Source organism: Piscinibacter sp. (genome assembly GCF_050175855.1).
GTDB lineage: Bacteria > Pseudomonadota > Gammaproteobacteria > Burkholderiales > Burkholderiaceae_C > Piscinibacter.
On the sequence record NZ_JBFXIO010000156.1, the window covers coordinates 1 to 10800 of the forward strand.

The 10800-nt window shown below is 69.5% G+C and carries 9 protein-coding genes; 3 read left to right on the top strand and 6 right to left on the bottom strand.

Features of this window, described 5'->3' with window-relative positions:
- Nucleotides 1-33: 33 nt before the first annotated feature.
- The 5 genes from AB7U92_RS13270 to AB7U92_RS13290 form a co-directional block, all read right to left on the bottom strand.
- Nucleotides 34-918: a branched-chain amino acid ABC transporter permease gene (locus AB7U92_RS13270; RefSeq protein WP_428577446.1), complete on the bottom strand. Its 885-nt coding sequence runs from the start codon at nt 916-918 to the stop codon at nt 34-36.
- Nucleotides 919-1033: 115 nt separating this feature from the next.
- Nucleotides 1034-2239, bottom strand: coding sequence for an ABC transporter substrate-binding protein (locus tag AB7U92_RS13275; RefSeq protein ID WP_128199324.1), 1206 nt, complete (start codon nt 2237-2239; stop codon nt 1034-1036).
- Between the two features lie 61 nt (nt 2240-2300).
- Nucleotides 2301-2993, bottom strand: coding sequence for an ABC transporter ATP-binding protein (locus AB7U92_RS13280; protein ID WP_199232331.1), 693 nt, complete (start codon nt 2991-2993; stop codon nt 2301-2303).
- A gap of 68 nt (nt 2994-3061) precedes the next feature.
- A complete protein-coding gene (locus tag AB7U92_RS13285) occupies nt 3062-3811 on the bottom strand; it encodes an ABC transporter ATP-binding protein (protein WP_128199326.1) in 750 nt (249 codons plus the stop codon).
- 9 nt (nt 3812-3820) lie between these two features.
- Nucleotides 3821-5464: an acyl-CoA synthetase gene (locus tag AB7U92_RS13290; RefSeq protein ID WP_128199327.1), complete on the bottom strand. Its 1644-nt coding sequence runs from the start codon at nt 5462-5464 to the stop codon at nt 3821-3823.
- A gap of 166 nt (nt 5465-5630) precedes the next feature.
- Here AB7U92_RS13290 and AB7U92_RS13295 point away from each other — a divergent pair, with 166 nt between their 5' ends.
- From AB7U92_RS13295 to AB7U92_RS13305, 3 genes are read left to right on the top strand one after another with little or no spacing between them, the layout of a single operon-like run.
- Nucleotides 5631-7589, top strand: coding sequence for a PAS-domain containing protein (locus AB7U92_RS13295; protein WP_428577449.1), 1959 nt, complete (start codon nt 5631-5633; stop codon nt 7587-7589).
- Nucleotides 7582-8298, top strand: a complete 717-nt coding sequence (locus AB7U92_RS13300; protein WP_128199329.1) for a response regulator — start codon at nt 7582-7584, stop codon at nt 8296-8298. The genes AB7U92_RS13295 and AB7U92_RS13300 overlap by 8 nt, the downstream gene beginning before the upstream one ends.
- 37 nt (nt 8299-8335) lie before the next feature.
- Entirely contained in the window at nt 8336-10012 is a 1677-nt protein-coding gene (locus AB7U92_RS13305; protein ID WP_128199330.1) for an electron transfer flavoprotein-ubiquinone oxidoreductase, read from the top strand.
- Between the two features lie 598 nt (nt 10013-10610).
- On the opposite strand, the gene AB7U92_RS13310 is transcribed toward AB7U92_RS13305, so the two are convergent.
- Nucleotides 10611-10800, bottom strand: a 190-nt coding sequence (locus AB7U92_RS13310; RefSeq protein WP_428577452.1) for a hypothetical protein, incomplete at its 5' end; no start/stop codon positions are given.

Sequence of the window (10800 nt, forward strand, 5' to 3'; positions counted from 1 at the left end):
TGACGGTGGACATCGGGGTCTCCTTCGCAGGCGTCAGGCCTGCTTGCCGACCAGCCCGGCCGGGCGGAAAAGCAGCACGAAGATCATGATCACGAAGATCACGACGGCGGAGGCTTCGGGGTAGACGACCTTGGTCAGGCCCTCAACGAGGCCGAGGCCGAGACCGGTGAGGATGGCGCCGGCGATCGACCCCATGCCCCCGATCACGACGACGGCGAACACCACGATGATCAGGTTGGACCCCATCACCGGGTTCACCTGCACCACCGGCGCGGCGAGCACGCCGGCGAAGGCGGCCAACGCGGTGCCGGCCGCGTAGGTGGCGGTGACCAGCACCGGCACGTTGATGCCCAGCGCCTGCACCAGGTCCGGCCGCTGCGTCGCGGCGCGCAGCGTCGCGCCCAGGGAGGTCCGCTCGATCACGTACCAGGCGGCCAGGCACACCACCAGCGAGGCGACGATCACCCAGCCGCGGTAGATCGGCAGGAACATGAAGCCCAGGTTCACGCCGCCAGCGAGCTGCTCGGGCACCGGGTAGCTCTCGCCCGAGACGCCGAAGTAGTTCTTGAACAGCCCCTCCAGGATGAGCGACAGCCCGAAGGTCAGCAGCAGGCCGTAGAGGTGGTCGAGCTGGTACAGGCGGCGCAGCATCGTGCGCTCGATCACGACCCCCAGGGCCCCCACCACCAGTGGCGCGACGATCAGCGCCACCCAGTAGTTCATGCCCAGGCGGTTGAAGGCGAGCAGGGCGACGAACGCGCCCAGCATGTACTGCGCGCCGTGCGCGAAGTTGATGATGTTGAGCAGGCCGAAGATGATGGCCAGGCCGAGGCTGAGCACGGCGTAGAACGACCCGTTGATCAGGCCCAGCATGAGCTGGCCCATCAGGACCTGGATCGGGATGTCGAAGAGCGGCATGGCGGCGTGTCCTTCCAGAGCGCACCGGCCCGGCCCGCACGGGACAGGTGCGGGGCGGCGGCCGGGTGGAGCGCATGGGCGGGGCGCCCCGGCGGCGCCCCGCATCCGGCGGCGGTTACTTCTTGACCAGCGGGCAGCGCGACTGCGACAGCGGCTGGAAGGCGTCGGCCGCGGGGATCGTGGCCTTCACGCTGTAGTAGTCCCAGGCGTACTTCGAGTCGGCCGGCTTCTTGACCTGCACCAGGTACATGTCGTGCACCATGCGGCCGTCGTCGCGGATGCTGCCGTTCTTGGCGAAGAAGTCGTTGATCGGCAGCTTCTTCATGTTGGCCATCACCGTGGCCGCGTCGTCCGAGTCGCCCGCCTTGACCGCCGACAGGTAGTGGTACACGGAGCTGTACTGCCCGGCCTGCACCATCGTGGGCATCTTCTTCTGCTTCTCGAAGAAGCGCTTGGACCAGGCGCGCGTCTCGTCGTTGCGGTCCCAGTAGAAGCCCGTCGTCAGGTACATGCTCTGCGTCGGCTTCAGGCCGAGCGCGTGCACGTCGGTGATGAACATCAGCAGGCCGGCCAGCGACTGCGTGGGCGTGACGCCGAACTCGGCCGCCTGCTTGATCGCGTTGGTGGTGTCCGCGCCCGCGTTGGCCAGGCCGATGATCTGCGCGCCCGAGGCCTGGGCCTGCAGCAGGAAGGACGAGAAGTCGGAGCCCGGGAACGGGTGGCGCACCGAGCCCACGACCTGGCCGCCGTTGGCCTTGATGACGGCACTGGAGTCCTTCTCCAGGGCCTGCCCGAAGGCGTAGTCGGCGGTCAGGAAGAACCACTTCTTGCCGCCCTGCTGCGTCACCGCCTTGGCAGTGCCGTTGGCCAGCGCGTAGGTGTCGTAGGTGTAGTGCACCGTGACGTCGTTGCACTGCTCGTTGGTGATGGGGGTGGAGGCGGCGCCGCTGATCAAGGCGATGCGGTTCTTCTCCTTGGCGACCTTCATCACGCCCAGCGCCACCGACGTCGTGACCAGCTCGGTGGCCGTGTCCACGCCCTCGCGCTCGAACCACTCGCGCGCCTTGTTCGACGCGATGTCGGCCTTGTTCTGGTGGTCGGCGGTGAGCATCTCGACCTTGAACGACGGCTTCTCCTTGGCGATGAAGTCGTCGATCGCCATCTGCGTGGCCAGCACGGCGCCGCTGCCGGCCAGGTCGGCGTAGGTTCCGGACAGGTCGGTCAGCACGCCGATCTTGACGACGCCGCCGGACACGGCGGCTTGGGCGCCGGCGGCGGCGAGGGCGAGGGTGACGGCCAGGGCGATGGGGCGCAGTTGCATCGGATGTCTCCTTGTGGATGCGGTGGGGAGGGATGGGGTAGGACGCGGACGCGGCGCGTTGTCACACGCCGAGCAGCGCATGCAGCTCGTCGGTCTTGGATGCCAGCTCAGCCTGGTCGATGGTCATGACAACGCGGCCGTGCTCGAGCACGTAGTGGCGGTCCGCCAGCGGGGCCGCGAAACGGAAGTTCTGCTCGACCAGCACGATCGTGAAGCCGCGCGACTTGAGCAGCCGAATGACCTCGCCGAGCTTCTTGACGATCACCGGCGCCAGGCCCTCGGTGATCTCGTCGAGCAGCAGCAGCCGTGCGCCGGAGCGCAGGATGCGCGCCATGGCCAGCATCTGCTGCTCGCCGCCGGACAGCCGGGTGCCGGGGCTGTGGCGGCGCTCGTACAGGTTGGGGAAGATCTCGTAGATCTCCTGCACCGTCAGGCCGCCGGAGCGCACGATGGGGGGCAGGCGCAGGTTCTCCTCGGTCGTCAGGCCGGCGAAGATGCCGCGCTCCTCCGGGCAGTAGCCCACGGCCAGCCGCGCGACGCGGTGCGGCGCCATGCCGACCAGCTCGTTGCCATTGAACATGATCGAGCCGCTGCGCCGCCCGACCAGGCCCATCACGGCCTTGAGCGTCGTCGAGCGCCCCGAGCCGTTGCGGCCCAGCAGCGTGATCAGCTCGCCCTCGTCGACGTGCAGGTCGATGCCATGCAGCACGTGCGACTCGCCGTAGAAGGCGTGCAGGTCGGCGACGCGCAGCATCTCGTTGCCCCAGGCCTTGTGTGCCGCGGGCCCATGCGACCGTGCGTGGCGGGGGGTGGCGACCGTGCTCATGCTTCGACTCCGACATAGGCCTCGAGCACGCGCGGGTCGTTCGAGACCTCCGCGTACGTCCCTTCGGCCAGGATCTCCCCGCGCTGCAGCACCGTGATGCGGTCGCACAGCTTCTCGACCACCGACAGGTTGTGCTCCACCATCGCGACGGTGCGCTTGGCGGCCACGCGCTTGATGAGCTCGGCGACGCGGTCCACGTCCTCGTGGCCCATGCCCTGGGTGGGTTCGTCCAGCAGCATCAGCGCCGGGTCGAGCGCCAGCGTCGTCGCGATCTCCAGCGCGCGCTTGCGCCCGTAGGGCATCTCGACGGCCAGGGTGCGCGCAAAGCTGCCCAGATCCACCTGCTCGAGCAGGTCCATCGCCTGGTCGTCGAGGACGCGCAGCGAGCGCTCGGCACGCCAGAAGTGGTAGGACGTGCCGAGCCGGCGCTGCAGCGCCACGCGCACGTTCTCCAGCGCCGTCATGTGGCCGAAGGTGGCCGAGATCTGGAAGGAGCGCACGACGCCACGGCGGGCGATCTGGGCCGGCTCGTCGCGCGTGATGTCCACGCCGTCGTAGAAGATGGTCCCGCGCGTGGGCTGCAGGAACTTGGTCAGCAGGTTGAAGACCGTGGTCTTGCCCGCGCCGTTCGGTCCGATCAGCGCGTGGATGGTGCCGCGCTGGATCTTCAGGTCCACGTTCTGGACCGCGGCGAAGCCCTTGAACTCCTTGGTCAGGCCCCGCGTCTCGAGGAGGTAGTCGCTCATCGGGGTGCCTCAGTCGATCGCGCTGGCGGACTGGACCCGCGCGCGCAGCTGAAACTTCTGGATCTTGCCGGTCGAGGTCTTGGGCAGCTCGCCGAAGACCACCCGCTTGGGCACCTTGAAGCGCGCGAGCTGGCTGCGGCAGAACTCGAGGACGCCGGCCTCGTCGGCCTGGGCGCCGGCCTTGAGCTCGATGAAGGCGCAGGGCACCTCGCCCCACTTGGCGTCGGGCAGCGCGACCACGGCGGCCAGCATCACCGCCGGGTGGCGGTGCAGGACGTCCTCGACCTCGATCGACGAGATGTTCTCGCCGCCGGAGATGATGATGTCCTTGCTGCGGTCCTTGATCTTGACGTAGCCGTCCGGGTGCATGACCGCCAGGTCGCCGGTGTGGAACCAGCCGCCGGCGAAGGCCTCCTCGGTGGCGCTCGGGTTCTTCAGGTAGCCCTTCATCACCACGTTGCCGCGGAAGAAGATCTCGCCGATGGTCTCGCCGTCGGCCGGCACCGGCTGCATCGTCTCGGGATCGAGCACGGTGACGGCCTGCTGCAGCGGGTAGGTCACGCCCTGGCGCCCGTTCAGACGTGCGCGCTCGTCGGCCGGCAGGTCGTCCCAGGCGGCCTGCTTGGCACACACGGCGGCCGGGCCGTAGACCTCGGTCAGCCCGTAGACGTGGGTCAGCGAGATGCCGGCGGCCTCGCAGCCCTCGATCACGGCGGCCGGCGGCGCGGCGCCGGCGATCAGGCCCTTCACCTCGTGCGCGATGCCCTCGCGCAGGCCGGCCGGGGCGTTGATCAGCATGCTGTAGACGATCGGGGCGCCGCACATGTGCGTGACGCCGTGCTCGCGGACGAGCGGGAAGATCACCGCCGGGTCGACCCGGCGCAGGCACACGCTGGTGCCGGCCACCAGCGCCATCGTCCAGGGGAAGCACCAGCCGTTGCAGTGGAACATCGGCAGCGTCCACAGGTACACGGGGTGGTGCGGCAGGCTCCACGCGATGACGTTGTTGGCCGCGTTGAGGTAGGCGCCGCGGTGGTGCGTGACCACGCCCTTGGGGTTGCCGGTGGTGCCCGAGGTGTAGTTCAGCGCGATCGCGTCCCACTCGTCGGCTGGCAGCTGCCAGGCGAAGGCCGGGTCGCCCTCGTCCAGCAACGCCTCGTAGGTGATCTCGCCGAGGCGTTCGCCCGGCGGGGCGAGCAGGTCCTCGACCTCCACCACCAGCGGGCGGCGCGCGCCCAGCATCGCCAGCGCCTTGCCGACGACGGGCGCGAACTCGCGGTCCGTCAGCAGCACGCTGGCCTCGCCGTGCTGCAGCATGAAGGCGATGGCCTCGGGGTCGAGCCGGGTGTTCAGCGTGTTCAGCACGGCGCCGCTCATCGGCACGCCGAAGTGCGCCTCGAACATGGCCGGCGTGTTGGGCAGCATCGCGGCCACGGTGTGGCCGACGCCGACGCCACGCCGGCTCAGGGCACTGGCCAGGCGGCGGCTACGGGCGTAGGTGGTGCGCCAGTCCTGGCGCAGGTCGCCGTGGACGATGGCGATGCGGTCCGGGTAGACGTGCGCGGCGCGTTCGAGGAAGCTCAGGGGCGACAAGGCCACGTGGTTGGCCGCGTTCCTGTCCAGCCCGATCGCGTACGGATTGGCGAGTGCCATGGTGTCTCCTGTGGCGTGCGCAGCGATCAGGGGTCGCCGCTGCGGACGCAAGGATGAGAGACGACCTTTGCATCACCTCCGATGCAATGTGACGAATGTTTGCGTGGCCCCTCGGGGCGTCGCCCGGCTTCCTAGAATTCCCGACATCACGCCGAACCTGGCCGCCATGTCCACGCCCTCTTCGCCCATCGAGGACCCGCTGAAGCGCTACCGGTCGCTGCAGGCGGCGCTGGACCTGATCGACCAGGGCTTCACCTTGATCGACAACGACCTCGGGCTGCTGGCGTGGAACCGGTCGTTCCTCCGACTGCTGGACTTCCCGGACACGTTGGCCTTCCCGGGGGCGCCGTTCGAGGGTTTCATACGCTACAACGCCGACCGCGGCGAGTACGGGCCTGGCGACGCCGCCGCGCAGGTGGCCGAGCGGGTGGAGGCGGCGCGGCGCTTCGAGTCGCACGAGTTCGAGCGCGTGCGCCCGGACGGCACGGTGCTGAAGGTGCGTGGCGTCCCGGTGCCCGGGATCGGCTTCATCACGCTGTACTCGGACATCACGGCACAGAAGCGCGCCGAGCGGCAGATTCTGGAGCATGCCGCCGAGCTCGAGCGCCGCGTGGCCGAACGCACGAGCGAGCTGAGGCTGAGCGAGGCGCAGATGCGCCTGATCACGGACAGCATCCCGGCGCTGATCGCCTATTTCGACCACCGCAAGGCCTACCGCTACATCAACCGTGGCTACCAGGACTGGTTCGGCCTGGACCCGCGGCGGCTGGACCGTGTCAGCGCGCGCGAGTTCCTGGGGGACACCACCTACGAGGCGATCCGGCCCAACGTGACGCGTGCCTTTGCCGGCGAGGCCGTGACCTACGAGTACGAGGCCCGCTGCGTCGACGGCCGCGTCCGCACGGCGCGCACGACGCTCATCCCGGAGAAGTCGGCCGACGGCGCCGTGGTCGGCTGCTTCGAGCTGACCTTCGACATGTCCGAGCTGCGCCGCACGCAGCAGCAGCTGGCGCAGGCCGAGAAGATGGAGGCGCTCGGCCAGCTCACCGGCGGCATCGCGCACGACTTCAACAACATGCTGACGGTCATCATCGGCAACTTGGGCGCGCTGCGCGAGCGCATGGGCGACGGCGAGCAGGCCGCCGACTTCGTCGACCCGACCTTGGCCGCCGCGCGGCGTGGCGTGGACCTGATCCGCGCGCTGCTCGGCTTCGCCCGCAGGCAGCCGCTCAACGCGGGGGCGGCCGACATCGCGCCGCTCGCGGGCACGGTGGTTAAGCTGCTCCGCCGGTCGATGCCCGAAGGGCTGAAGCTGGAGGTCGACGCCGGCGAGAAGCCGCTGCGCGCCTGGGTGGACGCCAGCCAGTTGCAGGACGCGCTGGTCAACATGATCCTGAACGCGCGCGACGCCAAGGCCAGCCGGGTCACGGTGCGCACCGCGCCGGCCGTGCTGACGCCCGAACGCGCGGAGGAACTGCAGGCCACGCCCGGCCCCTGCGTGCGCATCGACGTGGCCGACGACGGCCAGGGCATGGACGCCGCCACCCGGGCGCGCGTCTTCGAGCCCTTCTTCACCACCAAGCGCCACGGCGCCGGCACCGGCCTGGGCATGTCGATGGTCTACGGATTCGTGCGCCAGTCCGGCGGCGCGATCGACATCGACAGCGCGCTCGGGCGCGGGACCGTGGTGTCGCTGTGGCTGCCCGTGGCCGCCGGCGCGGAACGGGCCGACATCGAGGTCGAGGCCGCCGGGGCCGAGCGCGTGGCCGGGCGCTCGCTGGCGCTGCTGGTGGAAGACGACCCCGACGTGCGCAAGGTGGTGCGGCGATCGCTCATCGACCTCGGGTTCGCCGTGGTCGAGGCCGAGAACGGCACCGAGGCGATGACCATCCTCGACCACACGCCCCAGATCGACCTGCTGCTTTCCGACGTCGTGATGCCGGGCCCGGTGGACGGTCGCGAGGTGGCACGCCACGCGCTGGCACGGCGCGTGCCCCGTGTGGCGCTGATGAGCGGCTACGCGCCCGGCGAGATCGGGAACGGGCCGGAAGGCGTGCCCATGCTGGCCAAGCCCTTCACCCAGCGGCAGCTGGCCGACCTGGTGCGGCACCCGGCCCGTGACTGAGCCCCACCGCGCGCTCGTCTTCGTCGTCGACGACGACCCCGAGGTGGTGCGCCTGGTCACGCGCACGCTGGGCGAGTTCGACTTCGCGACCCAGGCCTTCCGAGACGGGGCCTCGGTGCTGCGGCGCTTGATGACCGAGCGGCCGGACCTGTGCATCGTGGACCTGGGCCTGCCGGACATGGACGGCATCGAGCTGGTCCGCGAGATCGCCCGCCGCTGCGACTGCGGCATGCTGATCCTCACCGGCCGCGGCTACACCGCCGACCGCGTGATGGGGTTGGAGGGCGGCGGCGACGACTACGTGGTCAAGCCCTTCGAGCCGCGCGAGCTGGTGGCACGGGTGCGCAGCATCCTGCGCCGCCGCGGCGGCGGCGCGTCGGTGGCGGGCGCCCTGCAGCGCCGCTATGCCCGCTTCGGCGACTGGACGCTGGACTGTGCCGCCAACACCCTGCGCGGCCAGGACGACGGCGAGCAGGTGCTGGGCACGGCCGAGGCGCAGGTGCTGCGCACCTTTCTCGAACGCCCCAACCAGATCCTCACGCGCGAGCAGCTGATGGGCACGCGCGACCTGTCTCCCATGGACCGCAGCATCGATGTGCGCATCTCGCGCCTGCGTCGGCGTCTGGAGTCCGATCCGCACAACCCCAGGATGATCAAGACCGTCTACGGCGCCGGCTACATGTTCTGCGCCGTCGTCAGCTGGTCGTAGCGCGCGCCGGCCTCGGGATCGGCGCCACAGGTGAACCATGAACACTGAACAGATCGTTGCGCAGCACGGCCCGCGCGAATCGATGGAGTACGACGTGGTGGTCGTCGGCGCCGGCCCGGCCGGCCTGGCCACGGCGATCCGTCTCAAGCAGCTGAGCGCTGACCTGTCGGTCGTGGTGCTGGAGAAGGGCTCGGAGCCGGGCGCGCACATCCTGTCCGGCGCGGTGATGGATCCGCGTGCACTGACGGAGCTGCTGCCCGACTGGCAGGCGCAGGGGGCCCCACTGCTGCAGCCGGTGACCGGTGACGAAGTGCTGTTCCTGAACGCCCGCGGCGCCATGCGCACCCCCGACTGGCTGGTGCCGGCCTGCCTGCACAACGACGGCAATTTCGTCATCAGCCTGGGCGCGGTGACGAAGTGGCTGGCCGAACAGGCCGAGGCGCTGGGCGTGGAGATCTTCCCCGGCTTCGCGGCGGCCGAGGTGCTCTACGACGATGCGGGCGCCGTGCGCGGCGTGGCCACGGGCAACCTCGGCGTCGGCAAGGACGGCCAGCCGCACGGCGGCTTCCAGCTCGGCATGGAACTGCTCGGCAAGTTCACCGTCTTCGCCGAGGGGGCGCGCGGCCAGCTGGGCAAGCAGCTGATCGCCCGCTTCCAGCTTGACGAAGGGCGCGACCCGCAGACCTATGCCATCGGCGTCAAGGAGCTGTGGGAGGTGCCCGAGGCGCAGGCCCGGCCCGGCCACGTCGTGCACACCGCCGGCTGGCCGATGGACGAGCACACCTACGGCGGCGGCTTCCTGTACCACATGGCCGGCCGCCAGGTAACGCTCGGCTTCGTCACCGGGCTGGACTACATCAACCCCTGGATCAGCCCCTTCGAGGAGATGCAGCGCTGGAAGACGCATCCGTCGATCCGGGCCCACATCGAAGGCGGCAAGCGCATCGGCTACGGCGCGCGCGTCATCACCGCCGGCGGGCTGCTGAGCCTGCCCAAGCTGGTCTTCCCCGGCGGCTGCCTGGTGGGCTGCGACGCCGGCACGCTGAACGCCGCGCGCATCAAGGGCAGCCACGCCGCGATCAAGACCGGCATGCTGGCCGCCGAGGCCATCGCCCCGGCGCTGGCCGCCGGGCGCAGCGCCGACGAGTTGAGCGCCTACCCGGACGCGTTTGCCAAGAGCTGGCTGCACGCCGAGCTGGACGCCAGCCGCAACTTCAAGCAGTGGTTCAAGAAGGGCAACACCGTCGGCGCCGTGATGACTGGCGTGGAGCAGTGGCTGCTGCCCAAGCTGGGCTTCCAGAGCCCGCCCTGGACGGTGCGCCGCCACACGCCCGACCACGCCCGCCTGTGGCCGGCGTCGGCGTGCGAGAAGATCGACTACCCCAAGCCCGATGGCCGGTTGACCTTCGACCGCCTGAGCTCGGTCTTCATCAGCAACACCAACCACGAGGAGAACCAGCCGGCCCACCTGACGCTGAAGGATGCGTCGGTGCCGGTGGCGGTCAACCTCGCGCAATACGCGGGTCCCGAGAGCCGCTATTGCCCGGCCGGCGTGTACGAGTTCGTCGACGACGAGGCCTCGGCAGGTCAGCGCCTGCAGATCAACGCGCAGAACTGCGTGCACTGCAAGACCTGCGACATCAAGGACCCGACGCAGAACATCGTCTGGGTCGCGCCGGAAGGCGGCGGCGGGCCGAACTACGCCGGGATGTGAAGGCGTCGATGGCCATCGCCCAGTGTTCGGGGCTGCGGTCCCAGGCGCGTGTGGATCGGCGGGTGCTTGGCGGGGCCAAATGCAATCGCGATCGTGCCTCTTGTTGCACTGAAGTGGTCAACCTACCTGTGACCACCCTTCTGGGCGTCGCCTGACAATGGGCTTCCCGGGGGCAGTCATGGCCGGATTCCGGCGCTGCGCGGCAACCCAATCGCGCGGTTGATGGGCAACCCGGTCGAGTTCGGTGTCGCGCGAAGTGCCGAGCCGGTGACCGACTTGGTCGCGAACAGTGTCCTTCGGCGTGAGCCACCAAACGCATCATTGGTCAGTGAACTTCCCGCGCAGTTGATCAGCACGCGTTCGAGCTCTGTGCGGAGGTTCTTCAATCGGCGAAACCCAGTGTCAGCAGATGTCCTGGTCGAGCCGAAGCGGCACTCAGATTCGTCGCCGGAAAGTGGACCTTCGCCGGCGCTCCGGACGAAGAAGCTCGAGCACCACGGCTAGGACCGCTTGTGGCCGAGTGGAGCCGACCGGTTTTCGCCGACGAACGGCCGGTGTATGCCAGGTTGCCGACCTTCGGGTTCGGACGGCAGTGCCCTCAGACCGCGGTGACGTTGAACCGATCGCAGAGGTCATCCACCTGCCGAGCCTTGAGCTTCTCGGCGCGCAGCTTGCGGAGCCCGCTGCGCTCGAAGATGGCGTAGGCAAACCCCTTGTTCATTTGCCGCGACACGTACCGAATTCCATCCCAGCGCGGACTCGCACCGTGGATCGCCCGTGCCCAGGCC

What these genes read in the sequence shown, in the direction of transcription:
- AB7U92_RS13285 (WP_128199326.1), bottom strand. Translation starts at nt 3,811, where the DNA reads ATGAGCGACTACCTCCTCGAGACGCGGGGCCTGACCAAGGAGTTCAAG.
- AB7U92_RS13295 (WP_428577449.1), top strand. Translation starts at nt 5,631, where the DNA reads ATGTCCACGCCCTCTTCGCCCATCGAGGACCCGCTGAAGCGCTACCGG.
- AB7U92_RS13280 (WP_199232331.1), bottom strand. Translation starts at nt 2,993, where the DNA reads ATGCTGCGCGTCGCCGACCTGCACGCCTTCTACGGCGAGTCGCACGTG.
- AB7U92_RS13270 (WP_428577446.1), bottom strand. Translation starts at nt 918, where the DNA reads ATGCCGCTCTTCGACATCCCGATCCAGGTCCTGATGGGCCAGCTCATG.
- AB7U92_RS13305 (WP_128199330.1), top strand. Translation starts at nt 8,336, where the DNA reads ATGAACACTGAACAGATCGTTGCGCAGCACGGCCCGCGCGAATCGATG.
- AB7U92_RS13290 (WP_128199327.1), bottom strand. Translation starts at nt 5,464, where the DNA reads ATGGCACTCGCCAATCCGTACGCGATCGGGCTGGACAGGAACGCGGCC.
- AB7U92_RS13275 (WP_128199324.1), bottom strand. Translation starts at nt 2,239, where the DNA reads ATGCAACTGCGCCCCATCGCCCTGGCCGTCACCCTCGCCCTCGCCGCC.